This is a genomic window from Pantoea sp. NGS-ED-1003, from assembly GCF_000738765.1.
Classification (GTDB): domain Bacteria; phylum Pseudomonadota; class Gammaproteobacteria; order Enterobacterales; family Enterobacteriaceae; genus Pantoea; species Pantoea septica.
Window position 1 is genome coordinate 325,674 of sequence record NZ_JPQA01000002.1, and the last position, 26,328, is coordinate 352,001.

The window sequence follows — 26,328 nt, forward strand, 5'->3', positions numbered from 1 at the left end:
GTGACGGTGAAAAATGGCTATAGATACATTCACCTGGTGCGCCAGAACGGAAGCCAGTGAGCAGCTGAACGTTGCTACGATTCAGGCCCAGTTTGGCGACGGATATAAACAGATCGCTGGTAAGGGCATCAACGAAGCATCAGAAAGCTGGTCGCTCGCGTGTAACGGAAGGCTGGCTGCTATGGCACCTGTGAGAGCATTTCTCAAAAGCCATGTGACCACTTCTTTCTGGTGGACTAACCCGTGGGGTGAAAAAAAACTGTATCGAGTGAAGTCGGACTCGATAAACCCTAAGTTTGTCAATGGCGACTTCGTGGAGATTTCTTTCACTTTCGAACAGGCATTCGCTCCGTGACATATCACGAACCAACAGGCGCTACGGCGCCTTTTTTTATGGGTGAAATATGAGCTTTACTCAGGATGTTCAGGCGCTGGAACCGGGCCAGCTGGTGCAGCTTATAGAAATCGACGGGACAGAGTTCGGCCTTGATACCATCCTCCGTTTTCATGCATACAACCTGCCTACCGAAGGGTGGGCATCATTCGCCGCGGATAATTTGCCATCCATTATCTGGCAGGGCAACGAATACGATCCGCATCCCTACGAGCTGACAGGGCTAGAAATGAGTAGCTCAGGCTCACAGCCTACACCAAAGCTTTCAGTGGGTAACGTTGGCAATTACGTTACTGCGCTTTGCCTGCAGTATCAGGACATGGTGAAGGCGAAGGTAAGGATTCATACCACGCTGGCTAAATATCTCGACGCGGCCAACTGGACGGCAGGCAACCCGAACGCTAACCCGCAGGAAGATCGGGTTCAGCTTTTCTATGTCAACGCAAAAACGGCAGAAACGCGCGTCCAGGTGGATTTTGAACTGTGCTCGCCGTTCGACATTCAAAGCCTGCAGCTGCCCTCTCGACAGATAACACCCGTCTGCACCTGGTGCATGCGTGGCTGGTATCGAACCGGTACAGGCTGCGACTACAACGGCAACCGTTATTTCCTCAAAGACGGCACGCCTACAGACAATCCGGCGCTTGATGTATGTGGCGGTCGCCTCGGGGACTGCAAGCTGCGCTTTGGCGAAGATCAGCCGCTGTCATTCGGCGGGTTCCCTGCGGCCAACCTTCAGGGGAAATAACCATGCGTAAAAAGATTCTGGAAGCCATACGTGAGCACGTTGCTGCAGAGTACCCGAAAGAAGCCTGCGGGCTCGTTATTCAGGCTGGCAGGGCGCAAATATATGTTCCGTGTAGAAATATCCACGACGAGCCGACCGAGCACTTTACCCTTTCACCTGAAGACAGGCGCGCCGCTGAAAAGCAGGGTGAAGTGCTGATGGTTATCCATTCGCACCCGGATGTGCCTCAGCTTATTCCATCGGAAAGAGACCGGGTTATGTGCGACCACTCTGGCATTGAGTGGGGGATCATGTCATGGCCGGACGGGGACTTCTGTACCTTTTCACCGCGCGTTGACCGTGAACTGGTCGGGCGCCGCTGGGTGCTCGGCTTTGCCGATTGCTGGACCCTCATCATGGATTATTACCTACAGGAACACGGCATTCGGCTCAATAACTGGTCGGTTGACTATGAGTGGTGGGTCGATGGCAAAGAAAGCCGCTATGACGATAACTGGGAGGCTGAGGGCTTCATTCAGGTGCCGGCTGCAGACATGCGCAAAGGCGACATGATCATGATGCAGATTCAGGCCCCCGTGACAAATCACGCGGCCATTTATCTCGGCGACAACATCATTCTTCACCACAATTACGGGAACCTCTCAACGCGCGTTCCGTATGGCGAATACTGGCGTAATCGAACCGTGCGCGTGGTTCGAAGAAAGGAGCTGATGGATGCTTAAAACAATGACCCTGAAGGGGGCAATGGCAAAGAAATTTGGCAAGGTTCACCGCTTTCACGTTGCCGATTTGCGTGAGCTACTTCGGGCTATGTGCTCACAGGTGCCAGGCTTCAAAAAATATGTATCAAACGCTCACCTCAACGGCATCAGGTTCGCCTTCTTTAGCGGCAAAAATAACATCGGCCTGCAGGAGTTTGATATGTCTTCCGGGTCCGATAATTTTGAAATGGAGCCCATTATTGAAGGCTCAAAGCGGGGCGGTGCTCTACAGGTCATTATCGGTGCGGTGGCAATCGTGGCTGCGTTTTTTACTGCCGGCGCTAGTCTTGCGGCTTACGGCGCAGCGCTGGGTACAACTACTGCAGTAGGAATGGCAACGACCGCCTTGACCAGCCTTGGATTAAGCATGGTCCTTGGCGGAGTTATCCAGATGCTCACTCCCCAGCCTAAATACAATATCGGTGCGTCATCGAGCACGGATAATAAGCCTAACTATGCTTTTGGCGCGCCGGTTAACACTGTGGCTATGGGGTGGCCCGTTCCTGTTCTTTACGGTGAGCGGGAAATAGGGGGAGCCATCATCAGCGCCGGCAGCTTCACCAGCGATCAGCAATAAAACTCTCTGACTTAACTTCAGGCCACCTACGGGTGGCTTTTTTGTGGGTGAAATATGCGACTACTCGAAGGGGCAACCGTTATTGGCGGCAGCAAGGGCGGCGGCGGCAGCGCACATACGCCAGTTGAGCAGCCAGACGATCTGCTTTCCATTGCGAAACTGAAAATGCTGCTTGCCATCTCTGAGGGTGAAATTCAGGGTGATTTAACAGCCCAGCAGATTTACCTGAATGACACTAAGCTGGCGAACGATGACGGCACCTATAATTTTACCGGCGTGGTCTGGGACTGGCGCAAAGGTACTCAGGACCAGGCTTATATTCAGGGCATGCCTGAAGTCGATAACGAGCTGTCTGTGGGCGTAGAGGTTACGCAGTCTGTACCCTGGACTCGCCAGTATACCAATCTTGCTCTCGATGCCGTGCGAATTAAACTCAGTCTCCCACTGCAGTACGCATATAAAGACAATGGAGATATGGTCGGCACTGTCACGCAGTATGCCATCGACTTATCAACCGATGGCGGCTCATGGGTGCAGGTCGTTGATGGCAGCTTCAACGGGAAAACGACATCAGAGTATCAGCGTGATCATCGTATCGACCTTCCAAAAGCATCAGCCGGATGGGCTATCAGAGTGCGCCGCATTACGGCCGATTCTTCCTCTTCCAAGCTCATCAATGCGTTCAAGGTGTTTTCATTTGCCGAGATCATCGACAGCAAGCTGCGCTACCCAAACACCGCGCTGCTGTATATCGAAGTTGATGCCAGCCAGTTCAACGGCAGCGCGCCGAAAGTAACCTGCAAACCGAAAGGCAGGCTGGTACGCGTGCCAACAACATATGATTCCAACAGCCGGACTTATACCGGGGCATGGCAGGGTGATTTTAAGTGGGCATATACCAATAACCCCGCGTGGATTTTTTACGACCTGGTGCTGGATAAAATATTCGGGATGGGCAACCGCGTCGATGCATCGATGATCGACAAGTGGGACCTCTACGACATCGCCCAGTATTGCGATCAGATGGTAAGTAATGGCGCCGGCGGCACAGAGCCGCGCTTCACCTGTAATGTTTTCATCCAGAATCAGCAGGACGCCTATACCGTACTCAAAGATATCGCGGCTGTCTTCCGTGGCATCACCTTCTGGGGTAATAACCAGATTTTCGTTAATGCTGACGTGCCGCAGGTAGATGCTAACGGCAATATGGATGTTGACTACGTTTACCACTCTTCCAACATCATTGACGGATTCCCGACCTACGCCGGAGGTAGCTATAAAAACCGCTATACCTCCTGCAATGTGTCATGGTCCGATCCAATAAACCACTATTCAGATACGGTGGAAGGGGTTTACGACACTGACCTTGTCGGGCGTTACGGCGTAAACGAAATGTCACTGACGGCTATTGGCTGCACTTCGCAGAGTGAGGCGCACCGCCGCGGGCGCTGGGCTATCCTGTCAAACGCCAAAGACGGTACAGTTTCCTTCGCTACTGGCCTTGAGGGTTATATTCCGGTTCCGGCTGAAGTTATTGGCATTGCCGATCCCTTCAGGGCCGGCAAAGACAATGGTGGACGCATAAGCGCAGTAAACGGGCTGAGCTTCACCCTTGACCGGGCCATTGACTATGCTGCTGGCGCTCGCCTGGTTGTGAATCTCCCTGACGGAACGGCGCAAACGCGTACGATTGCCAGCATTAGCAGCGATAAAAAAACGGTGCGAGTCAATACAGCCTTCAAAATGACGCCGGCTGTCGGTGCTGTATGGGCGATCGACAGCGACAATCTGGCCATTCAGTATTATCGCGTGACTTCAGTCGCCAGAAACGATGACAACACGTTTACCATCACGGGTGTTGAGCACGATCCAAACAAATATCGTTATATCGATGATGGCGTTCGCATTGAGCCTGCGCCGATCACAGTCACCCCTACGGCCGTCCTCAAGGCTCCTGCGAATGTTGTCATCTCGGAAACAAGCTTTATCGAGCAGGGGCTGTCCGTGGCCACTATGCAGGTCACATGGGATAAAGTTGAAGGCGCTATCAGCTACGTGGCTCAGTGGCGCAAGGATAAGGGAGACTGGATTAACGTTAGCCAGACCAGCGCGCAGGGATTTAGCATCAGCGGCATCTACACCGGCGTTTATGACGTACGCGTGCGCGCCGTTAACGCAGCCGAGGATTCCTCACCGTGGGGTTATGCAGATTCCACCTCCCTAACCGGCAAAGCGGGGAAGCCTGGCACGCCGGTTAACCTCATGGCTACTGACAATGTGGTGTGGAACATCGATCTCACCTGGGGCTTTCCAGAAGGCTCAGGCGATACGGCCTATACCGAGATTCAAGTTGCCACCACTGCAGATGGTCAAAACCCCCAGTTCCTCGCATACGTCCCTTATCCCGGCGTTAGTTATCAGCACGGCCCTATGCCCGCGGGCGTTCGTCGCTGGTACCGCGCTCGCCTTGTGGACCGTATTGGCAATACCGGTGACTGGACGCCATTTTCTGCTGGTATGTCCAACGTAAACGCAGATGATTTGATCGGCAGCGTGGTCGAAGAGTTCCTGACGTCTCCTGACGGTAAGCAGCTGCTTGACCCACTAATCACTGATCCAGAGGCTTTATTGCAGAACATGCTGGCGGATTATGATTCGGTTAATCAGCAGTGGGCGAACTTCGGAGAAAATCGCGCTGGAATTCTTCAGGCTCAGAAAGTAGCCGCTGATGCCGAAAGCGCTGTTGCTCAGCTGGAGACAGATGTCGTAGCAGAATTTGCTGAGCAGCAGGCAGTCATTCAGCAGAAATTAACGGCCTATGCCGATGCTGACAGTCCTTCTGCGATTTACACGCTCAAAACTGGCATCCGTTACAACGGCGTTAATTATGATGCCGGATTGTCAGTTGCCGCCACGGCTAATGGCAACGGAGGCGTTGATACTCGCGTGGCGGTTAATGCCAACCAGTTCGTCGTAATGAGTGGTGTCGGCAACAGTCTCTATTCACCCTTTGTCATCAAGGATGGACAGGTCCTTATCAGCCAGGGATTTATCGGTCAGGGCTGGATTAATAACGCCATGATCGGCGATTACATTCAGTCCACCAACTACGTCGCTGGTTCTATAGGGTGGCGCTTAGATAAAGGCGGCACGCTTGAGATGAATGGTTCTGTTGCAGGGCAAGGGCGGTTCGTTCTGGATTACCGTGGAGCAGCCTGGTATAACGCTAATGGCCAGTTGGTTGCTGTAATGGGGGCTCAAAGGTAATGGCAGGTTTTCAGGCTTTCATTAACGGCACCTCGTTCGATGCCGTAAACTCCATGTCTTATAACTTCATCGCGGATGTGGCAACGATATCCGGCACAAGCAGTAAAACATACAACCTTGCTGGATTTAACCTCAGTGCGGCAATAATTGGCGGTCGTACTTCGGCTGGAGGGCAGCAGATAACATATGGGGTATCTGTATCCGGGCAGACGGTATCATGGAGCGGGGTTGACACTGCATCAAAATTGATTGTAACGGCCACTGCTGCCACAACACTTAATTATGCAGGCTTCGTTTATAACGATTATTCCGTGAATCCACCGGTGTTTAAGCTGGCTCCGAATTTCACTCCTTTTAACTTGGTGCAGGTAATAGACTTAACCCCTGGCTTTGACCAGATTGTGCAGACCAATGTGCCAGCCACCATGTCGATGGTGGCTTTTCACAGGAGCACTGCCGGATCGGGTTTCGATCATGTCTGGTGGTATGAGATAAACCAGAACGGATACTGGGCTCTGCAATTTCGTCCTAACTTCGGATCCGCTATGGGACCAACGAGAATCTACGTTTTTGCAAAGATGATGGTGAATGTACCCCCGGGCGGCTTCTTTATGTATGACAATGGAGTCATGGTGTGGCACAGCAACTGCCTGCCACTGCAGATGCAGACCGGATCAACAACTAACGCAGGTCAGCCCGTTGCAATTACTCCGGGCGTTTCTGTAGTGTTATCTATACCCAGTGACCCTGCCTTCCCGAACATCGGGACTCGTCGTTATAACTGTTATAGCGCAGGAATTAACACTTCTGGTAACTGGGAGGCCTCAGGCGGGGATATATACGCATCCGCATTTTACAATAACCCATCTAATACAGGCTTACCTCCGAGTTACTCGTGCGGACCGCCCGGTTTCATTTATACAAATGCGTATGACAGCTACTACCGGCAGGCTTTAGGGGTGTAACTTGTCGCACGAGGACGTGTCAACAAACTGTGATTTATCTGCCCATGTGTAGAAAGGGTTTCCCGCAAGATACCTTCCTTCTTCCATCTTGAATACAGCTATATCGTATTTCTGTTTATAAATTACCGCCTTGTTATAGCAAAGGGGAGGGTTGTTAGATACGCAACCTACCAAAGACATTGCAACACAAATGATAGTAATTACCTTTTTCATTTAGATATCCTTTTTTGATTATGTGCTGATTATAAATCATGCACAGATTGGCTGATGAAGTGAATAAGTAAGATTTTCGAATTTATTTTGCCAAATCAAACTAACTGGAAACCATTCCAAATAAACCCGACCACTGTGCCGGGTTTTTTATTGTCCGGAGAAAAATATGCCAGCAGGCACTATTACCCTAACCAATAATTCAGCCACTGTTACAGGTTCAGGAACAAGCTTTACGACAGAGTTGAAAGCGAATGACTTCATTGTAGCGGTGGTTGGCGGTGTCACTTACACGCTAGGTGTTCAGTCTGTGAATTCTGCTACCAGCGTGACACTTATTACAGGTTATGGCGGGCCAACCACTTCGTCTCTGGCGTGGACGGCATTACCAAACGCCGCCCTCGTAGGAATAACAGCTCAGGTGGCAGCTGATGTGGCAAAGGCCATTCGCGGCTTGAACATGGACAAAGCCAACTGGCAGCAGGTATTTAGTGGGACAGGAACGATTACAGTAAGTTTGCCTGATGGCAGCACTTATACTGGACCGGCGTGGAGCTCTATTACCTCTTCGTTAAACGGCAAGGCAGACTCTACAGGCGTCCTGACTAAAGCTGACAACCTTAACAGTGTTGCCGACAAAGCAGCTGCGAGAACTAACCTGGGGTTAAAGGGTGCAGCCGTTCTGGATGTCGGGACAGCAGCCTCCACCGTGGCGGCGGGCAATGATTCAAGGCTGGGCACGCTGAATAATAAATCAGGCGGCAATGTATCATCACTGGTCAATGTAAAAGGCGATGTTCTGTCTCAAAATCTTTTTGGAGATAATACGCAAGGCAGGTGGTCTTCAGAAATACGAGCAGTTCTTGATGGGTGGGGTAGGCCCAATGACGCGCCGTCAGGGGTGAATGGAGCCTACTTTGGTTTTGCTACCATATCTCCCGCAGCAGCCGGGGCTCCTGTTCAGGGTCAGTTAACGGGAAGCAGCTACTGGCAGGGCACCAAGCGCTGGTATTTCCCGCTTGATACCGGTAACGCGATCGCTCCGGGAACGTGGGTATCAAACTCAGATGAGCGCATTAAAACCAAAATAGAGCGTATTGATGATCCGCTTGGCAAGATGAGGCTGATCAAAGGGGTAACCTGGGAGCGACTGGACAACGCCGCCCCTGGCATTGGGTTCATTGCACAAGACGTTCAGGCTGTATTTCCCGACAGCGTATTTGTGTCGGGAGACAGAACCTTGAAAGATGGCACGGTAGTGAAAAACATACTTTCACCTGACACTTCAGGAGTATCAGCAGCCTTGCACCATGAAGCCATCCTGGCGCTGATGGAGAGAATTGATAAACAGGATGCGATCATTACTGAGCTGCAAAACCGCATGAAAGCCATCGACGGACTTGATGCCTAAAAATGCCCTGGAGACGGGGCTGATTCGATCTACTGCGGTGAAACTTAAAAAGTGCATTGCTCCTGCCAATCGTCCGATTACTTCTGGTACTATCAGCCCACATAAGATTTTGGGACAGGGACATGAAAAAGATAATCGTTACTTTGGGTGTTTTTGCTCTGATTGGTTGTGCCAACCCTTACAATTATCGTGAGGACCAGAAAGTTCTGGCTTCTTACACCACGGCAAAGCCAGCAGAAGAAACTCAGGAATGCATTTTAGCTGCCTGGCAAAAGCAGCCGTTGATGTATCAAATAATCCCGCAAAAAACAGGCAAGTATTACAGCGTTTTCGCTGGGGCAGATAACGCAGACGTGTTTACGGACGGTAACCTTACCCGAATAAATTTTTACTCTCTTCGTGGCGCCCTAGACGTTACCGGTGGGATTGAAAAGCGTAAGGCTGCCATTAAAACCTGCCTGTGAATTTTTGCCCGGTATACACCGGGCATTCCTTAATCAACAAACTTCAGATCAGGGTGGTGCATTCCTGCATCTATTGCATCAGCACACTTTAAAAGCTCCGCCGCCAACTCCCTGGCCATGTTGGCCCGAATGCTAATTTGCATATCAGGGAAGGTAACCGGATCATCAATGTATCCCGCCAGAGAATCCTTCATTGCCAAATCGAGCACGAGCATCCTACCAGCAGCACTGTAGATCATTCCGAAATCAGTAAGCTCCGGCATGCGCCCCACGTTAGACTCTTTTTGATTTCCCATAGCCACCTCGACTGTATAAAAACACAGTATTGGCCCTGACATATTCAGTCGTCAAGTCATATACACATTTTGGCAAACCATTCCCAATAAGCTTTGTTCTCTCATGCCCGCGCACTGACTATGATAAACACACAAAATAAATGTGTACATAATTGCGTGTTTTAAAAGGGTTTTATGCGAAGATATGTTGGTTATCTAACTGATATGCATAAATTAAATATCAATGCGACAATATCATGTTTTACGAATTATTAGCCTCGCTCCACACTGGGTCGCAACGGGATATAAGTGAGGAAGGGTGAATGTCATATCGTCTGAGTCTGTTAGATAAATCGCCGGTGCTCGCAGATGAGCCGGCCAGCAGCGCGTTACAGCGCACTCTGCAACTGGCGCAACAGGCGGAACGCTGGGGCTATCACCGTTTCTGGCTGGCCGAACATCACAATACCGCGCAGCTGGCGAGTCCGTCGCCGGAGGTGCTGATCGCCTGGATTATCGCGCAAACGCAGCATATTCGCGTCGGCTCCGGCGGCGTGATGCTGCAGCACTACAGCCCTTATAAAGTGGCGGAAAACTTTAACCTGCTGGCGTCGCTGGCGCCGGGCCGTATCGATCTTGGCGTCGGCAAGGCGCCGGGCGGGCTGCCGCTGTCGACCCGCGCGCTGCAGGCGGGCGTGAACGCGCAGGCAAAAGGCAGCTTCGCCGAGCAGCTGAAGCAGCTGGGCCAGTGGCTCGACGCGCCGCAGCGCGAGGCAGACGACGAAGAGGCGCTGCACGCTACGCCGCTGCCGCCGCGTCCGGCTAACCGTTTTCTGTTGGGCGCCAGCGAAGAGAGCGCCACGCTCGCCGCGCAGCAGGGCTGGCAACTGGTGTTTGCCGCCCATCTCAACGGCGATCGTCAGCTGATGGAGAATACCCTCGGCACCTACACGCGCCTCAGCGGCCAGCGCGCGCTTGTCGCAGTGCAGGTGGTGGTCGCCGACTCTCCGGCGGAGGCGGATCTGCTGGTCAACGGCCTGCGTCACTTTCACGTCAGGGTCAACGGCAGCCAGGGCGTCAATGTCGCCAGCCTTGAGCAGGCCGAGCGCTATGTGCGTCAGGGCGGCTTTAGCGACTACGTTATTGAGCCGCGCACGCCGTCGCTGCTGAAAGGCACCGCCGCGCAGGTGCATGCCCAGCTGGATGCGCTGCAGCAGCACTACGCCGTCGATGAATTCATTATCGACACGCCGATTGCCGAACCGAAAGCGCGCGTCCGCTCGCTGGAGCTGCTGGCGACGCACCATCTGGTCGCGGCCTGACCCTGGCGGAGAGAACCATGAGCACATTCGATTCCCAGCTGATTGCGTGGCGTCGCGAGCTGCATACCTGGCCGGAGCTCTCCGGCCATGAAGAGGCGACCACCGCGCGGCTGCGCGCATGGTTGCAGGCGGCGGATATTGCGCTGCTGGACTATCCGCTAAAAACCGGGCTGGTGGCGGAGATTGGTCAGGGCGAATCGCTGATCGCCCTGCGCGCCGATATCGACGCGCTGCCGGTGCATGAAGCGAGCGGCCTGGCCTTCCACTCGCGCCATCCCGGCGTGATGCACGCCTGCGGCCATGACGTGCACAGCGCGGTGATGCTGGGCGCGGCGCTGCTGCTGAAGCAGCATGAGACGACGCTGAAGGGACGGGTGCGTATTCTGTTTCAGCCCGCAGAAGAGATCGCCGCCGGCGCGCGGCAGTTTATCGACGCCGGGGTGCTGGAGGGTGTGCAGGCGATCTTCGGCATGCACAACGAACCGGGCCTGCCGACCGGCGTGTTCGCCACGCGCGGCGGTGCGTTCTACGCCAACGCCGACAAATTTATTATCCGCGTTAGCGGAAAAGGGGCGCACGCGGCGCATCCCGAAGAGGGCGTCGACGCGATTGTCGCCGCCAGTCAGATTATCCAGGGACTGCAAAGCCTCACCAGCCGCAGCTTCAACACCCTCGACAGCCTGGTGCTGAGCATCACGCGCATCGATGCGGGCAAAACCTGGAACGTGCTGCCCGGCAGCGTCGAGTTCGGCGGCACCGCGCGCACTCACGACCTCGACGTGCGCGCCGGGCTGGAGGCGCGCGTGCGGGCGCTGGTCACCCATTTCGCCGAGGCGGCGGGCGCGCAGGCGACCCTGAGCTGGCACGCTGGTCCACCGGTGCTGATCAACGATCCTGAGTGGGCGCGCTTTTCCAGCGAGATTGCCGGGCAGGCGGGTTACCGCGTGCAGACGGCCGATCTGCACCTCGGCGGCGAAGATTTCGCTTTTTATCTCCAGCAGACGCCTGGCGCCTTCGTCAGCATCGGCAGCGCCAGTCCGTTCGGCCTGCATCACTCCGCCTTTAATCCCGACGAGGCGCTGATCGCGCCCGCCGCCCGCTACTTCGCGCAGCTGGCGCAGCACGCGCTGCAGCGGCTCAGCGCGCGATGTTGCGACGCCATCCTGATCTGATCCCCTGAACTGAACGGCGTTCGCGCGTGCCGATGCGCCGTGCGAGCTGCACCGCTGCCACAAAAGAAGAGAGAACATCATGACCACGAGAGAGCTTCGACTGGGCACCATCCTGCATGGCGCCTCCGGCAATATGTCCGCATGGCGCCATCCCGCCGCGCAGGCGGACGCCAGCATCAGCTTCGACTATGCGAAACGCATCGCGCGCAAAGCGGAAGAGGGCAAGCTCGACTTCCTGTTCGTCGCCGACGGCCTCTATATCAATGAAAAATCGATTCCCCACTTTCTCAACCGCTTCGAGCCGCTGACGCTGCTGTCGGCGCTGGCGGGCGTGACCGAACATCTCGGGCTGGTGGGCACGGTATCCACCTCCTACAGCGAGCCCTTTATTACCGCGCGCCAGTTCGCCAGCCTCGATCACCTGAGCGGCGGCCGCGCCGGCTGGAACGTGGTGACCTCGCCGCTGGAAGGCTCGGCGAAAAACTTTTCCCGCAGGCAGCATCCGGAACACGCGCTGCGCTACCGCATTGCCGACGAATATCTCACCGTGGTGAAAGGGCTGTGGGATTCGTGGGAAGAGGACGCCTTCGTGCGCGATAAGGCGAGCGGCAAGTTTTTCGAGCCGGGCAAGCTGCACGCCATCGACCACCATGGCGATTTCTTTCAGGTGGCCGGGCCGCTGAATATTCAGCGCACGCCGCAGGGCCGTCCCATCCTCTTTCAGGCGGGCGCCTCCGAAGATGGCAAAAAGCTGGCGGCGCGCCATGCCGACGCGATTTTCACCCATCAGCCGACGCGGGAAGAGGCGCAGGCGTTCTACCGCGACGTGAAGCGCCAGCTGGTGGAAAACGGCCGCCAGCCGGAAGATCTGCATATCTTCCAGGGCGTCAGCGTGATCGTCGGCGACAGCGCCGAGGATGTCGAGCAGCAGTATCAGACCACCGCGGCGCTGGTGTCGATCCAGGACGCGCTGAACTATCTGGGCCGTTTCTTCGATCACCACGACTTCTCACAGTATCCGCTGGATGCGCCTTTCCCTGAGCTGGGCGATATCGGCCAGAACAGCTTTCGCAGCACCACCGACGAAATCAAACGCAAGGCGCGCGAGCACGGCCATACGCTGCGCCAGGCGGCGCTGGAGGCCGCGACGCCGCGTCCGCTGTTTCACGGCACGCCGGAACAGGTGGCGGACGGCCTGCAGCAGTGGTTCGAAAATTTCGCCACTGACGGCTTCATCATTCAGGGCGGCACGCCCGATACCTTCGAGCGCTTCGTCGATCGCGTGGTGCCGGTGTTGCAGGCGCGCGGCCTGACGCGACGCGACTACCCCGGCACTACCCTGCGCGCCAGCTTTGGCCTGAAGGAACCGGCTAACCAGTTCTCACAACAATAAGAGCACCTTCGCTATGCAGAATAATAAAACCCTTATCGCCCTGCTGTTGCTGGCGACGTCTGGCGGCGTGTATGCCGAAGGCACTAACGTCGATTACAACGGCCAGCGCGTCAGCCTCGACGCCAATAAAGCGCCGATTAATACCGCGAAGAATGACCAGGCGGTGGCGCAACTGCCGCCGGGCCATCACTTTGTGGTGCCGGGCGCGTTTACCGTGGCGGTCGCCGCGCAGAACTCGCCGCCGCTGACGGTTTTCTCCGACGACAACAAGACCCTGCTCGGCAGCGAAGTAGACATCGCCCGGCTGGTGGCCGACAGCCTCGGCCTGAAGCTCAACGTGGTACCGACCTCGTGGGAAGACTGGCCGCTCGGCGTCGCCTCGGGCAAGTACGACGCGGCTATCTCTAACGTTACCGTCACCAGAGAGCGTAAAGAGAAGTTCGATTTCGCCACCTACCGCCGCGACACGCTCGGCTTCTACGTCAAGGCCGACAGCAAGATTACAGCGATCGCGAAGCCGGAGGATATCGCCGGGCTGCGCATTATCGTCGGCTCCGGCACCAATCAGGAGGCGGTGCTGCTCGCCTGGGATAAAGCCAATCAGGCGAAGGGGCTGAAGCCGTTCACGCCGATCTATACCAAAGATGACGCCGCCCAGACGCTGGCGCTGCAGTCGGGCCGCGCCGACGCCTACTTCGGGCCGAACGTGATCGGCGCGTGGAAAGCGGCGCTGACCGGCAAAACCCGCCTGGTGGGGAGCTTCGACGGCGGCTGGCCAAAAGTGGCGCACATCGCGGTGACGGTGAAAAAAGGCAGCGGTCTGGCCGAGCCGATCAATACCGCGCTGAACGGCGTGATCCAGAACGGCGACTATCTCAAGGTGCTCAACCGCTGGGGCGAAGGCGTAGAGAAGATCGATCGTTCCGAAATTAACCCGCCGGGCCTGGGCGACTGAGAGGTGAACCATGAGCCAGCAACATTTTCGCGACGTGTCGCCGGAAGCGCCTGAGCTGCAGCCGATCCTGAGCGGACTCTTCGCCTTTTACGCCTCGCGCTACGGCGACTTCTTCCGCAACAATCAGGAAGTGGAGAAAACCGAGTGGTATCTGCCGCCGCGCGGCCTGTTTATTGTGCTGGAGCGCGACGGCGAGATTATCGCCATGGGCGCCTATAAGCCCTTTGACGAGGAGACCGCCGAACTAAAGCGCATCTGGACGCGCGGCGATCTGCGGCGGCAGGGACTGGCGCTGTTAGTGGTGCAGGAGCTGGAGCGGCGCGCGCTGCGCGCTGGCTACCGGCGACTCTATCTCACCACCGGTTTTCGCCAGCCGGAAGCGGTGCATCTCTACAGCAGCTTCGGCTATCAGCCGCAGTTCGACCTGAGCGGCGATCTGGAACGCTACGGGCAGCCGCCCCATGACGGCCGTCTGCGTTTTACCAAAGTGATCGACGTTAACCGCGTCGCGCAGGCGAGTTAAGGAGGCAAAATGAGCAGGGAACATCAACAGTTGAAAGTGGTGCCGGCGCGCTATCCGGCCCGAACCTTTGGGGCGATCGTCGCCCTGTTTATTCTGGCAGGCGTGGTGGAGTCGGTGGCGCTCAATCCGCGCTGGGAGTGGAGCGTCTTCGCCCGCTGGTTTTTCGATCCGGTGATCCTGCACGGTCTGGGGCAGACGCTGCTGCTGACGCTGCTCGGCACCGTTTTTAGCCTGATTTTCGGCGGCCTGCTGGCGCTGGCGCGCCTCTCGTCGTCGTGGCTGCTCAGCACGCTCGCCCTGGGCTATATCTGGCTGTTCCGCTCGCTGCCGCTGATCGTGGTGCTGATTATTCTTTATAACTTTTCCTATCTCTACGACACGCTCTCGTTCGGCGTGCCCTTTACCGCGCTCGCCTGGGGCCATTTCCAGACCATTAACGTGCTGGGGCAGTTTCCGGCGGCGGTGATCGGCCTGACGCTGGTGCAGGCGGCCTACAGCGCGGAGATAATTCGCGGCGGTTTCCTCGGCGTCGATCACGGGCAGATGGAGGCGGCGTCGGCGCTCGGCCTCTCTGCGACGCGCCGTACTTTTCGCATTATTCTGCCGCAGGCGCTGCGCGCCATTATTCCTGGCGCCTTTAACGAAGTCATCAGTCTCGCTAAAGGCACGTCGGTGGTTTACGTGCTGGCGATGCCAGAGCTGTTTTACACCATCCAGATGATCTACAACCGCAACCAGGAGGTGATTCCGCTGCTGATGGTGGGCGCGGCCTGGTATCTGATCATCACCACGGTGCTGTCGGCGATCCAGCACGGCGTCGAACGCTGGCTGGCGCGCAGCGTCACCCGCGATCCGCAACCTTCGCGCTGGCGCCAGTGGCGCAGCCGCCTGAACCCCGTTGCCGCAAATGAGGAGATTAGCCATGTCCGAAGCCATTGATTACCGCCAGGCGCACGCCACCGGCGCCATCAGCATTACCGGCGTCAGCAAAAGCTACGGCCGCCACAAGGCGCTGGACGACGTGTCGCTGGCGCTGGATCCCGGCTCGGTGACGGTGATTGTCGGGCCGTCCGGCTCCGGCAAGTCGACTTTGCTGCGCACGCTGAATCATCTGGAACGCGTCGATGAGGGCTTTATTCAAATCGACGGCGACTATATCGGCTACCAGCGGCGCGGCGACAAGCTCTATGAGCTTAAAGAGAAGGCGATTTTGCGCCAGCGCGTTAACGTCGGCTACGTGTTCCAGAACTTCAACCTCTTTCCGCATCTTACCGTGCTGGAGAATTTGATAGAGGCGCCCATCGCCCATCGGCAGCTGTCGAAGCGCGACGCCGTCGCGCGCGCCGGTGAGCTGCTCGATATCGTCGGGCTGCGCCATAAGGCGGACGCCTGGCCGCGCCATTTGTCCGGCGGCCAGCAGCAGCGCATCGCCATTGCGCGCGCCCTGATGCTGAACCCGCGCGTGATGCTGTTCGACGAGCCGACCTCGGCGCTCGATCCCGAGCTGGTGGGCGAAGTGCTCGACGTCATCAAAAAGCTGGCGCGTTCGGGCACCACGCTGGTGATTGTGACGCACGAGATCGGCTTCGCACGCGAAGTGGCGGATAACGTGGTGTTTATGGTGGATGGCAAAATCGTCGAGCAGGGCAGCGCGGCGCAGGTGCTGAGCAATCCGCGCCATGAACGCACGCGCCGCTTCCTTGCGCGCGTGCTATAGGAAAACGATGATGAGAGCCTCTTTACTTGTGCTGCTGCTGGCCGGCGCGCTGCCGCCTGCGCTGGCGGCCACTCTCGACGTTACGCAGAATGAGACGCCGATAGCGGCCCCGGCGAATCCGCAGGCGATCGGCAAGATCCCGCAGGGCTTCCATTTTGTCGAGTCGGGCTATCTGACCGTCGCCACCACCAGTACCAACTCGCCGCCGCTGGGGCTGCTGGCGTCCGACAATAAAACGCGTATCGGCAGCGACGCCGACTTTGCGCGGCTGCTGGCGGACAGCCTGGGGCTGAAGCTGCATCTGGTGCCCGCCTCCTGGGAGGACTGGCCGCTCGGCGTGACCGCCGGACGCTATGACGTGGCGATGTTCAACATCGCGGTGACGGAAGAGCGCAAGAAGAAGTTCGACTTCGCAACCTACCGCGCCGACGGCCATGCGTTTCTGGTGAAGGCGAACAGCCCCATCAACAGTATCAACAAGGCGGAGGATATTGCGGGACTGCGCATTATCGTCGGCTCCGGCACTAATCAGGAGCGCATCCTGCTCGGCTGGGACGCGCAGAACCGCGCGAAAGGATTAAAGCCGGTGACGCCGGTCTATCTCACCGACGAGGCGGCGGCGACCCTGACGCTGCTCTCGGGACGCGCCGACGCGCTGTTCGGCCCGCAGTCGATGGCGGCCTGGAAGGTGGCGTCGCGCAACGATATGAAGATTGTCGGCTACGGCCCGGTGCGATCCTGGGTGGCGGTCACCACGAAGAAAGGCAACGGTCTGGCGGAGGCGTTGCAGAGCGCAGTGAACGGCGCCATTGCGGGCGGAGAGTATCAGCAGGTGCTGAACCGCTGGGGCGAGCAGAATGAGGCGATTGCGACGTCGACGGTGAATCCGCCGGGGATCGTTTACTAAAACAGGGGCGGCGCTGCCTTAAGCGTCTGCCGGCGAAAAAGCCGCCTGATGGGCGGCTTATCATAGAAGCGCTGATCATTCAGGGGTTACGATACTCTTCGTAGGTCCGCGGTTCGGGATCGCCTTCTTTACGATAGAGGTTATCGGCGGCCTGACGCTCTTTAACGTATACCAGGGTTTCCTGCAGCTGCCGTTGCTCTTCGACCGGCATGGTATTAATCACCTCGCTGTTGATGGACGCCTGAATTTTATCGAAAATTTCTATAGCAAACCCCAGGAACTCACTGTCGGTGAGGATCTCGTTCCGATAAAGTTCGCAGAGCGTTTTCTGCTTATCTAACTCTTTTTTAAGATCCTCGACCTGTTTGTTACAGGCATCCAGCTGTGCTGACTCTGAAGCATTCGAAGCCATATTAAACATCCTTTTTGATTAGAGGTTTTTAATTAAAAAGCAGCTTAGTGTAATCCCGATACGGTATGAATAACAGGCGGCGGAGGTATAAATCGACTGGTATTTGTGCGTCAATTATCGTTCGATACTGATGTAATGCTCTGGTGTATAGGCGGTAACTGGGTTTTATATTCTGTTTTTCCGCTGCTTTACAGCGCCTTCCTCATCTGCTTAATAAGCACTTCAGAAAACGGTGATGCTAAATTTATGATTAGTATGGTTAAAGATTTTGCTGCCTTAAGGCAGAGATTGCCTGCCGAGCCATGCGCACCTCTGACTCTTTCAACATCATCGGGCAAGCGAAGAAACCGACCATGAAAGGCTTAATGAAGTCACAGGCGTAACGCCCGCGGTAGAGAAAAACTCTCGGAAAAGCTTTAACGCTTCTCTAACGGCCCGTGATTAACGGGCCGCATCTTACTGTCTCAAACGATAATAAAGTGAGCACATTTCCTGAGCGAACCGATGCCTTTTATCAGGCCGCCATTTTGCGACACTGTTCGGCACAGTGTCGGCACGCTTTAGCGCATACCTGGCAATGATCGTGCTCGTGCTTGCCGCATTCGTCGCCGCACTGCTGGCAAATATCTGCACAGAGCTGACATAGCATTTTGGCTGATTCGCTGTTGAGCGCCATAAATTGCGCAGCCGCTCGACAAATACTGGCGCATTGCATATCCATCCTGATGCAGTTTCGCATCATCTCCAGGTTTTCTTCTTCAAGACAGGACGCTGCGCAATGGTCGCAGGCGGCAGCGCACAGATAACAGGCTTCGATGCACTCTTTATATGAATTTGACATATCTCCTCCCGGATAGAACATGTTTATTAAGCCTGGAAAAGAAATCTGATTATGCAAAGCGGAAATAAGTTAATCACTTTTTCGTCGCTGACTTTTCAGCTGTTCTGGCAGTTAGCGCCAGAAGCGTGAGCCAGCATTGAGCACCCTCAATACAGCCGCAAGCTGCCTGAAGACTGGCCGATGCTGGTAAAAGTGCCAGGCTTAGCCAATGCTAAATCAAACTTGATGGAGTCTCCCAATGGGCCGAGTTAAGATTCGGTGCCCAGCTTGCGGAGAGCGCCGCTTTCAGTTCACCCTTAAAAACGATGCAAAGAGGACGCCTCATGGCGCCGTCTGTCTGCGCTGCGGCAGGCCAGTGAAAAGCGACAGCCTTTTTCAACTTTGTCTGGTTCCTCCACGCATTTTTCGATAATGCGTGAAGCATATTCAACTATGATAACAAGCAGGTAAGGTTTCTTTCTAAAAACATAATAAGTTTATAGGCTTGCAATGAAAATCCGCTTTCTGTCAGCCAATGAGCATAAGCTGACCGAGGTACGCAAAATCCTCGAACCGGTAGGCGTCGACGTCCTGCCTATCTCGCGCCGCATCGACGAAATCCAGACGGAAAACGAAATTGCGCTGGTACGCGACAAGCTGACCAAGGCATTTTCCATTATCGGGCGCCCGCTGTTTGTCGAGCATACCGGTCTCTATCTCGACGGGCTGAATGGCCTGCCTGCCGGACTGACGCGCATCTTCTGGAACCGGCTGGAGGCTGAACGTTTCGCCAAGCTGGTGCAGGGGCTCGACAGCCAGGCGGTGACGGCGAAAACCGTGCTGGGCTACTGCGACGGACGCAAAATGTACCAGTTTCATGGCGAAGTGCGCGGTACCATCGCCGCCAGACCTGCCGGACCGCGCGAGTTTCAGTGGGACTGCGTTTTTATCCCGGAAGGCCATAGGCAGACTTTCGCCGAGATGGGCGAGCTGAAAAATGAGATCTCTATGCGTAAGCTGGCGCTCGATCGCTTCGCCGAATTTTTGAAAACCGCCCGAGGAGTGGCATGAAACCTGAACTGAAACGCGCCTATGACTCCGGCAAGCTGATCCTCTTTGCTGGCGCGGGCATCTCGCGCAATCTCGGATTGCCGGAGTGGCATGAGCTGATCGCCCATCTGGCGAACGAGCTGGGCTACGATCCGAAAATCTTCAACACCTACGGCACCCATCTTTCGCTGGCGGAGTACTACAAACAGAAGAAAGGGTCGCTGGGGCCGCTGCGCAGCTGGATGGATCGCGAGTGGCACCGTCCGGACATTGATGTCCGATCGTCAGAAATTCATACCATGATTACCCAAGGCAACTTTAGCCGCATCTATACCACCAACTACGATCGCTGGCTGGAAGCGGCGCACGAGGCGCACGGCGTTCCCTACAGCAAAGTCGCCAACGCGGCGGATCTGGTGGCGCTCACCGAGGACAAGCGGCATATCATCAAACTGCACGGCGATTTCGACGATGACACTTCAATCGTGCTGGATGAAAGCAGCTATTTTGAGCGTCTCTATTTCGATTCGCCGCTCGATATCAAACTTACCCATGACGTGATGGGCAATTCGGTGCTGTTCGTCGGCTACAGCATCAGCGATTTCAATATCCGCCTGCTGTTCTATCGCCTGACGAAAATGTGGGGCAGAACCGGCCTGGCGACCGCGCGGCCGAAGTCTTATCTCTTCACCAACCGTAATAATCCGGTAGCGCGCGAAGTGCTGGGGCAGTGGGGCATCGAAATGATCGTGTCGGAAGAGGATGACCCGCGCAAAGCGCTGGCTGACTTCCTTAATGATTTGATTTCATAAGGCAAATTTCGCCTTTACCTGGCGTAGCGATAGCGTTGAAAAAAAGATGCAATCCGGCTGCATGAGGGATATACTGTATATATTAACAGTATCGGAGAGGCAAAAATGGCTGTCGAAATTAAATACGTAGTCGTCAAGAAGGGTGAAGAGAAAATGACGTTTGCCAGCAAAAAAGAGGCGGATGCCTACGACAAGATGCTCGACATGGCGGAGGCCTTTACCGACTGGTTAGCGCAGCATCAGCCCGATATGGATGAGTCTCAGGCGGAAACGCTTGGCCTGCTGCTCGCAGAGCAGAAAGATGCGATTCAGCATATCCTGCGCACCAGCAAACTTCCGGATGCGGCTGACGCGGCGAAAAACGTTCGCGCTGCAGAGAATGCTGATGAAAGCGCCGAAGGCGACGTCGCTCAAATCAAGAAAGTGCGCGCCGTTAAGGCCGCTTAAGTTTAGTTTGCCTGATATAAACAACGCGCCGCAGCGCATTTGCCTGCGGCGCGTTTTCGTATGCGGGAAGCCTCTGCGGTCAGGCGCGCCTGGCCTGCAGGCTTTTATGCATCAGTGAGCGAACAGAGAGAAGGTGCCGAAATAGTAGCTTGCCATCCATGCCACGTAGACCAGCCACACCATCAAACCTGCCGTTAAACCCAATTTACCCGTCATCAGCCTGCCTCCATTAGTGTGCGGTTACAGGAACCGTTGACACAAATTGACAGAAGGCTGCGCGGCGTGAATTGTTCTGGATCAAAAAACCTGCACACAACGGTTAAGCGCTACTTCGGCGTAGATCAAAAAGCCCTAGAGCAGGTCGGTGCGATCGCCGCGCGTGGTAGGGTGCGAGATCACCAGAAATTCGACGTCGCTGTCGCTGTCGTTGCGGGCCTGATGTTTCGCTTCGGGAGGAATTTCCAGACCCTCATGCGCGTTGAGCAGGTGACGCTCGCCTTCCAGCTCCATGCAGAGCGTGCCGCGCAGTACAAAAAAGAACTGCCGGCTCTGGGCGTGATAGTGGCGAATCTCCGCTGTACCGGCAGGCATCCGCTCGTGGATGATAGTGAGATCTTGCCGCTGCAGCAGTGTCCAGCCGTCGCATTTATCGCCCCAGAAATAGTGTTCGGCGTTCTCTTTGGACACCATGTTGATTTTCCTTGTCCGCTTTATGGAACCGATACCATAACGATTCTGTCGGCAAATAAATATGCTTTTTCAATCATTTTGATGCTGACGCGCGCTTTTCATACCAAAGATAAAAGAAAACCCGCCGGCGGCGGGTTTTTTATAGTGAAGCGATGATCTGGTTACTGCGCAGGACGCGCCTTATTGCGTGAACGCAGCTTTTTAACCAGACGGTGCGCTTCGGCCTCGCTGGCTACCGCAGGCGAAGAGCCGCGCAGCGGTTTACGCGCCGATTCGTGCAGCGTCAGCACGGTCAGCAGGCCAATCACGCCTGCGCCCATCAGGTAGTAGGCAGGCATCATCAGGTTATGCGTGGTATCCACCAGCCAGGCAGTAATCAGCGGCGTGGTGCCGCCGAACAGCGAGACGGAGAGGTTAAAGCCGATCGCCAGCGCGCTGTAGCGGATGTCGGTAACAAACAGCGCCGGCAGGGTAGCAGGCATGGAGCCGCTGAAGCAGGTATGCAGCGCGCCCAGCACGATCAGTCCGGCGAACACCAGCCACATATTGCCCGACGTCACCAGCATCATGCAGGGGATCGCCAGCAGGATCAGGCCAATCGCGCCGCTGCCAATGACCGGACGACGGCCAAGGCGATCCGCCCAGTGTCCCCAGAACAGCGTCAGCGGCATCATCACGAACATCACCACCATAATCAGCAGCAGGCTGCTCAACTCGCCCATGCCGAGGATGCCGGTCAGATAGCTCGGCATATAGGAGGTCAGCATGTAGTTGGAGACGTTAAACAGCAGTACCAGACCAATACATTTCAGCATCGGCTTGTGATACTTCTTCAGCATCTGCACTACCGTCATCGCCGGTTTGCTGTGCTCAAGCGCCTCCTGCTTCTCCATATGCTGCTGGAACGCCGGGGTCTCTTCCAGCTTGAGCCGCACATAGAGGCCGAACAGGCCAAGCGGCGCGGCGACGAAGAAGGGAACGCGCCAGCCCCAGTCGAGCATGGTCTGCTCCGGCAGCACCGAGGTCAGCGCGGTGACGAAGCCTGCGCCCAGCAGATAGCCGCCGAGGGTGCCGAACTCGAGAAAGCTGCCCATAAAGCCGCGACGGTTATCCGTGGAGTATTCGGCGATGAAGGTCGCCGCGCCGCCATATTCGCCGCCGGTTGAGAATCCCTGCACCAGTCGCGCTACCAGCAGCAATATCGGCGCAAGAATGCCTATGCTGGCGTAAGAGGGGATCAGGCCGATGCAGAAGGTGCCGATCGACATCATAATCATGGTCATCGCCAGCACTTTCTGTCGGCCGATGCGATCGCCGAGCGGGCCGAACACCAGTCCGCCGATGGGGCGCACCAGGAAGGCCGCGGCGAAGGTGCCGAAGGCCGCGATCAGCTGAGCAGTGTTGCTGGCGTTGGCGAAAAAGACCTTACCAATGGTCACGGCGAGGTAGCTGTAGACGCCGAAGTCGAACCACTCCATCGCGTTACCCAGCGCCGCTGCGCCGACTGCGCGCTTCAGCATATCGTTATCGACAATGGTGATATCGTCGACCGTCAGCTCTTTCTGTTTTTTCTGCCAGAAATGCTTTTTGCTTTTATCTGTGGGTTGATTCCCGATGCTCATAATATCCTCATTAACCAATGAGGCTCTTATAGCTTTCGTCGCCGAACTGCCAACAAACTCTGGGAAAGAAAGCTATAAGCAGCCTGTTAAAATAAATTACGGCAGCTTGTTTACAACAATTTACCTTACTATAAAAACGGCCTCGCTTTCAAATTAGCAGATTTTTAGACTGTTATAGCCCATTAAACACGCAATTGATGCCGCTTTGATCCATCAGCATGGTTTAAATGGCTTTGTCCCAGAGGATTATCCTGTAAAAAAACCTTAAAGATGCGGTTAAAAAGAGCGTTGCGCGGAAATAACCTGACTTAACGCAGGGATTAATAAGCGGCGCGCGATTGCCTTATTTAGCTTAAGAAAAATTAACCCTGGTATAAATACGGTTATAAGCCGATGCAAAATGTCATCAATCGGTCACTGAGTTAATGACGCGTTATCGCTGTCGCCAGCTAACATTCAGAGAGGGTATTGATTCGCACGCGCCGCCCTGGTCTACGGCGGCCTTTCTGGAGGGGTTATGGCCCGATTTAGTGATAAGCGTATCCTGATTACCGGCGGCACCAGCGGCATGGGGCTGGCCGGTGCGCAACGCATTCAGGCGGAAGGCGGCCGCGTTGCGGTCACCGGCCGCAATCCCAGTCGGCTGCAGTATGCCAACAGCGTGCTGCACGACAATGCGCTGCTGCTGCGCAACGACGCCTCGCTGGAGGCAGATATCGAGGCGTTGGGCGAAGCGGTGGAAAAATGGGGCCAGCTGGACGGGCTCTGGCTGAACGCCGGTTACGCCGAACTGGGCGAGCTGGAGTCAATCACCGCGGAATCTTTTAACGCCATGATGAACGCCAACGTGCGCGGCCCTATGCTGCAGCTCGCCAGACTCTCGCCTCTGCTTAATCCCGGTGCGTCGGTGGTGGTCACCTCATCGTCGTCGAGCTATGAAGGCGCGGCGAGTACCAGTCTCTATGCCGCCACTAAAGGGGCGATTGTGGCAATGGCGCGCAGTTGGGCCACGGCGCTGGCGCCGCGCGGCATTCGCGTCAATGTGGTGGTGCCAGGGCCGATCGAAACACACTTCCGCGATTTCATGCCGGAAACGGCGCGTCAGCAGTTTGAGGATTTTATCGTCAGCCAGGTGCCGCTAAAGCGGGCAGGGAAGGCGGAAGAGGCGGCGGCGGTCGCGCTGTTTCTGCTCTCCAGCGACGCCTCTTATGTGACGGGCAGCCAGTACGCGGTTGACGGCGGCCTGGTGCGTTACTGAAATATGGGCAGCCTGCGCTGCCCGTTAAGCCGTTAGCCCGGATAGATGCCGCGCTCTTTGCGCGCCATCAGAATGCGTTCGCAGGCAACGATATAGGCAGAGGTGCGCAGCGAGCACTCTTTCTCTTTGGCTTTATTCCAGACGTGCACCATCGCGTCGGTCATGATCTTATCCATGCGCGCGTTGATCTCATCTTCGCTCCAGAAGAAGCTCGCCATATCCTGCACCCATTCGAAGTAACTTACCGTTACACCGCCTGCGTTACAGATAACGTCGGGCACCACGATAATACCGCGCTCGGCCAGCACGTCGTCCGCTTCCGGATAGGTCGGGCCGTTCGCGCCTTCCAGCACCAGCTTGCAGCTCAGTCGTTCCGCACGCTCGCGGGTGATCTGACCTTCCAGCGCCGCCGGGATAAAGATATCCATTTCGGTGCGCCAGAACGCCGCTTCATCGATCTTCTCCGCGCCAGGGAAGCCGAGGATCTGCTTGTGTTCCTGCTGCCAGCGGGAAAGCTCCGCCATATCGATGCCGTCAGCGTTGGCGATGGTCGCGCTGTGATCCTGAATCGCCACCACAAAGGCGCCCGCTTCGCTGAAGAGACGCGCCGCCTCGCTGCCGACGTTTCCGAAGCCCTGCACCGCTACGCGCGCCCCCTCAACGGGAATGCCTGCGCGGCGCGCCACTTCGCGGCCGGTGATAAATACGCCGCGTCCGGTCGCCTTTTCGCGTCCCAGCGAGCCGCCCAGGTGGACCGGCTTACCGGTGACCACGCCGGTCACGGTGGTGCCGCTGTTCATGGAGTAGGTGTCCATCATCCACGCCATCACCTTGCTGTTGGTACCGACATCCGGCGCCGGAATATCTTTCTGCGGCCCGATGATAATGCCGATCTCGCTGGTGTAGCGGCGCGTCAGGCGCTCCAGTTCGCCTTCCGACAGCGCGAAGGGATCGCAGCGGATGCCGCCTTTGGCGCCGCCGTAGGGCAGGTTAACCGCGGCGCACTTGATGGTCATCCATGCGGAGAGCGCCATGACTTCATTCAGATCGACATTGGGATGGTAGCGCACGCCGCCTTTACCCGGCCCGCGCGACAGGTTGTGCTGCACGCGATAGCCTTCAAAATGGCGGATGGTGCCGTCGTCCATTTGCAGTGGAATATCGACGATCAGCGCGCGTTTCGGATGGCGCAGCGTATCGATCCAGCGTCCCAGTTCGCCCAGATAGGGCGCGACGCGGTCGATTTGCTGAAGATAGGTGGACCAGGCAGATGTACTGTTTTCAGACGCGTAGGATAACTTTTCCATAAAGACCTTTCTTTTTTAAAGTCGTTTATTATGTGTTGCCGTGGATGGATAGCGGATCTAACCGCACCCCGTTAATTTACCACTTACCGTAGAAAGATAATTTTTCTTACGCCACTGAAAAAAGCGTTTTTGCTACATTTTGGTGCAGCGCAGTGCATAAATAATGTGGCTGGCCGCGTCGCACTGAATAAAGATGTGCTTATGTTGCATGGTTGTTGCATAAATGAGATTTGTCGTCACTTTTCAGTTCCTTGAGTCATCTCATAAATTGAACAAAATACGCCCGCTACGTATTGACTTGGCAGCGGAAATTAGCCGCATGAGCCAGATTAATGAATGGATTACTTTTCGTAATGGCGAATAGCGGGGCGCTGAATTAGAGCGCCATTATCCCCTCTATTTCAATTTTAAGATCGGGCGAAAACAGCGCGCTGACCTGTACTAAGGAACTGGCGGGTAAATGGTCGCCGTAATAATGAAACAGCACCTTGCGCAGGGCGTCGATACCCTCAAAGGAGGTGATGAATATGGTGACTTTCAGCAATGCGCTGAGCGTTTTGTTTTCTGCCTGAGCAATAAGCTGAAACTGTTTGAATATCGCCTCAGCCTGCTCGGCGATGGAACCGGCTTGCGCGGCGCTGCCGAATGCGGTAAGGCCGGAAATATAAAGCGTCTTTCCCTGTTTTACCGCATGGACATAGGGCGCTTTAACATCGCCCAGCGCGGGATAATTAATTCTTTCGATGGCTGACATTTATATCTCCTTCATTTTATCTGCCGTACGGCCGTCATTGATCAGACTAATCGCGCCATAACCGATTGTCGCTGTCGTTAAATGACCTTTTCGCT

General features: G+C 55.9%; 27 protein-coding genes. 20 read left to right on the plus strand and 7 right to left on the minus strand.

Annotation, left to right across the window (positions count from 1 at the left end):
* Window positions 1-13: 13 nt before the first annotated feature.
* The 8 genes from JS46_RS05050 (at window position 14) to JS46_RS05085 (ending at window position 8,797) form a co-directional block, all read left to right on the plus strand.
* Window positions 14-355 (plus strand): phage tail protein, encoded by a 342-nt coding sequence (locus JS46_RS05050; protein WP_033748634.1) that lies wholly within the window; start codon window positions 14-16, stop codon window positions 353-355.
* 49 nt (window positions 356-404) lie between these two features.
* Window positions 405-1,142 carry a phage minor tail protein L gene (locus tag JS46_RS05055; protein ID WP_033748636.1) on the plus strand — a complete coding sequence of 246 codons (738 nt, stop codon included), beginning with the start codon at window positions 405-407 and terminating at the stop codon, window positions 1,140-1,142.
* Window positions 1,143-1,144: 2 nt separating this feature from the next.
* Window positions 1,145-1,864: a C40 family peptidase gene (locus tag JS46_RS05060; protein ID WP_033748638.1), complete on the plus strand. Its 720-nt coding sequence runs from the start codon at window positions 1,145-1,147 to the stop codon at window positions 1,862-1,864.
* Window positions 1,857-2,480, plus strand: coding sequence for a tail assembly protein (locus JS46_RS05065; protein WP_033748640.1), 624 nt, complete (start codon window positions 1,857-1,859; stop codon window positions 2,478-2,480). Before JS46_RS05060 ends, JS46_RS05065 begins: the two co-directional genes overlap by 8 nt.
* 54 nt (window positions 2,481-2,534) lie before the next feature.
* Window positions 2,535-5,747 (plus strand): host specificity protein J, encoded by a 3,213-nt coding sequence (locus JS46_RS05070; RefSeq protein ID WP_033748642.1) that lies wholly within the window; start codon window positions 2,535-2,537, stop codon window positions 5,745-5,747.
* A complete protein-coding gene (locus tag JS46_RS23840; RefSeq protein WP_081876042.1) occupies window positions 5,747-6,712 on the plus strand; it encodes a hypothetical protein in 966 nt (321 codons plus the stop codon). The genes JS46_RS05070 and JS46_RS23840 overlap by 1 nt, the downstream gene beginning before the upstream one ends.
* 379 nt (window positions 6,713-7,091) lie before the next feature.
* Window positions 7,092-8,333, plus strand: coding sequence for a tail fiber domain-containing protein (locus JS46_RS24355; protein ID WP_033748645.1), 1,242 nt, complete (start codon window positions 7,092-7,094; stop codon window positions 8,331-8,333).
* A 122-nt stretch (window positions 8,334-8,455) separates the two neighbouring features.
* Complete coding sequence (locus tag JS46_RS05085; protein WP_033748646.1) at window positions 8,456-8,797, plus strand: hypothetical protein; 342 nt, start codon at window positions 8,456-8,458, stop codon at window positions 8,795-8,797.
* A 29-nt stretch (window positions 8,798-8,826) separates the two neighbouring features.
* On the opposite strand, the gene JS46_RS05090 is transcribed toward JS46_RS05085, so the two are convergent.
* The gene (locus JS46_RS05090) at window positions 8,827-9,093 is read right to left on the minus strand and encodes a hypothetical protein (RefSeq protein ID WP_152560672.1); all 267 of its coding nucleotides are present in this window, start codon (window positions 9,091-9,093) and stop codon (window positions 8,827-8,829) included.
* A gap of 302 nt (window positions 9,094-9,395) precedes the next feature.
* Here JS46_RS05090 and JS46_RS05095 point away from each other — a divergent pair, with 302 nt between their 5' ends.
* The 8 genes from JS46_RS05095 (at window position 9,396) to JS46_RS05130 (ending at window position 17,061) form a co-directional block, all read left to right on the plus strand.
* Window positions 9,396-10,394: an MsnO8 family LLM class oxidoreductase gene (locus JS46_RS05095; protein ID WP_033748648.1), complete on the plus strand. Its 999-nt coding sequence runs from the start codon at window positions 9,396-9,398 to the stop codon at window positions 10,392-10,394.
* Between the two features lie 17 nt (window positions 10,395-10,411).
* Complete coding sequence (locus tag JS46_RS05100; RefSeq protein ID WP_033748649.1) at window positions 10,412-11,566, plus strand: amidohydrolase; 1,155 nt, start codon at window positions 10,412-10,414, stop codon at window positions 11,564-11,566.
* A gap of 79 nt (window positions 11,567-11,645) precedes the next feature.
* On the plus strand, window positions 11,646-12,959 hold the full coding sequence (locus JS46_RS05105) for an LLM class flavin-dependent oxidoreductase (protein ID WP_033748650.1): 1,314 nt from the start codon (window positions 11,646-11,648) through the stop codon (window positions 12,957-12,959).
* A 13-nt stretch (window positions 12,960-12,972) separates the two neighbouring features.
* The gene (locus tag JS46_RS05110) at window positions 12,973-13,914 is read left to right on the plus strand and encodes an ABC transporter substrate-binding protein (protein WP_033748651.1); all 942 of its coding nucleotides are present in this window, start codon (window positions 12,973-12,975) and stop codon (window positions 13,912-13,914) included.
* A gap of 10 nt (window positions 13,915-13,924) precedes the next feature.
* The gene (locus JS46_RS05115) at window positions 13,925-14,437 is read left to right on the plus strand and encodes a GNAT family N-acetyltransferase (RefSeq protein ID WP_033748652.1); all 513 of its coding nucleotides are present in this window, start codon (window positions 13,925-13,927) and stop codon (window positions 14,435-14,437) included.
* 9 nt (window positions 14,438-14,446) lie between these two features.
* Window positions 14,447-15,376: an amino acid ABC transporter permease gene (locus JS46_RS05120; RefSeq protein WP_033748654.1), complete on the plus strand. Its 930-nt coding sequence runs from the start codon at window positions 14,447-14,449 to the stop codon at window positions 15,374-15,376.
* On the plus strand, window positions 15,360-16,154 hold the full coding sequence (locus JS46_RS05125) for an amino acid ABC transporter ATP-binding protein (protein WP_033748656.1): 795 nt from the start codon (window positions 15,360-15,362) through the stop codon (window positions 16,152-16,154). The genes JS46_RS05120 and JS46_RS05125 overlap by 17 nt, the downstream gene beginning before the upstream one ends.
* Window positions 16,155-16,164: 10 nt before the next feature.
* Window positions 16,165-17,061 (plus strand): ABC transporter substrate-binding protein, encoded by an 897-nt coding sequence (locus tag JS46_RS05130; protein ID WP_033748658.1) that lies wholly within the window; start codon window positions 16,165-16,167, stop codon window positions 17,059-17,061.
* A 79-nt stretch (window positions 17,062-17,140) separates the two neighbouring features.
* Here JS46_RS05130 and JS46_RS05135 read toward each other — a convergent pair whose 3' ends face one another.
* Together JS46_RS05135 and JS46_RS23250 are read right to left on the minus strand one after the other, a co-directional pair.
* Window positions 17,141-17,473: a hypothetical protein gene (locus tag JS46_RS05135; protein WP_033748660.1), complete on the minus strand. Its 333-nt coding sequence runs from the start codon at window positions 17,471-17,473 to the stop codon at window positions 17,141-17,143.
* 514 nt (window positions 17,474-17,987) lie between these two features.
* Window positions 17,988-18,314: a four-helix bundle copper-binding protein gene (locus JS46_RS23250; protein WP_072010405.1), complete on the minus strand. Its 327-nt coding sequence runs from the start codon at window positions 18,312-18,314 to the stop codon at window positions 17,988-17,990.
* Between the two features lie 489 nt (window positions 18,315-18,803).
* Between JS46_RS23250 and JS46_RS05140 the strand changes: the two genes are divergently transcribed.
* From JS46_RS05140 to JS46_RS05150, 3 genes are all read left to right on the plus strand, one after another.
* Complete coding sequence (locus JS46_RS05140; RefSeq protein WP_033748662.1) at window positions 18,804-19,364, plus strand: non-canonical purine NTP pyrophosphatase; 561 nt, start codon at window positions 18,804-18,806, stop codon at window positions 19,362-19,364.
* On the plus strand, window positions 19,361-20,155 hold the full coding sequence (locus JS46_RS05145) for an SIR2 family protein (protein WP_033748663.1): 795 nt from the start codon (window positions 19,361-19,363) through the stop codon (window positions 20,153-20,155). Before JS46_RS05140 ends, JS46_RS05145 begins: the two co-directional genes overlap by 4 nt.
* Window positions 20,156-20,260: 105 nt before the next feature.
* Window positions 20,261-20,602: a YebG family protein gene (locus tag JS46_RS05150; protein ID WP_033748665.1), complete on the plus strand. Its 342-nt coding sequence runs from the start codon at window positions 20,261-20,263 to the stop codon at window positions 20,600-20,602.
* Window positions 20,603-20,953: 351 nt separating this feature from the next.
* Here JS46_RS05150 and JS46_RS05155 read toward each other — a convergent pair whose 3' ends face one another.
* Together JS46_RS05155 and proP are read right to left on the minus strand one after the other, a co-directional pair.
* Window positions 20,954-21,292: a cupin domain-containing protein gene (locus JS46_RS05155; RefSeq protein ID WP_033748667.1), complete on the minus strand. Its 339-nt coding sequence runs from the start codon at window positions 21,290-21,292 to the stop codon at window positions 20,954-20,956.
* Between the two features lie 161 nt (window positions 21,293-21,453).
* Window positions 21,454-22,914 carry a glycine betaine/L-proline transporter ProP gene (gene proP / locus JS46_RS05160; protein WP_033748669.1) on the minus strand — a complete coding sequence of 487 codons (1,461 nt, stop codon included), beginning with the start codon at window positions 22,912-22,914 and terminating at the stop codon, window positions 21,454-21,456.
* A gap of 517 nt (window positions 22,915-23,431) precedes the next feature.
* Between proP and JS46_RS05165 the strand changes: the two genes are divergently transcribed.
* Window positions 23,432-24,172 (plus strand): SDR family oxidoreductase, encoded by a 741-nt coding sequence (locus tag JS46_RS05165; protein ID WP_033748671.1) that lies wholly within the window; start codon window positions 23,432-23,434, stop codon window positions 24,170-24,172.
* Window positions 24,173-24,204: 32 nt separating this feature from the next.
* Here the strand turns inward: JS46_RS05165 and JS46_RS05170 are convergent, their stop codons facing one another.
* Both JS46_RS05170 and JS46_RS05175 read right to left on the minus strand, forming a co-directional pair.
* Entirely contained in the window at window positions 24,205-25,479 is a 1,275-nt protein-coding gene (locus JS46_RS05170) for a Glu/Leu/Phe/Val dehydrogenase (RefSeq protein WP_033748673.1), read from the minus strand.
* 376 nt (window positions 25,480-25,855) lie between these two features.
* On the minus strand, window positions 25,856-26,233 hold the full coding sequence (locus JS46_RS05175) for a RidA family protein (protein WP_033748675.1): 378 nt from the start codon (window positions 26,231-26,233) through the stop codon (window positions 25,856-25,858).
* Between the last annotated feature and the right edge of the window lie 95 nt (window positions 26,234-26,328).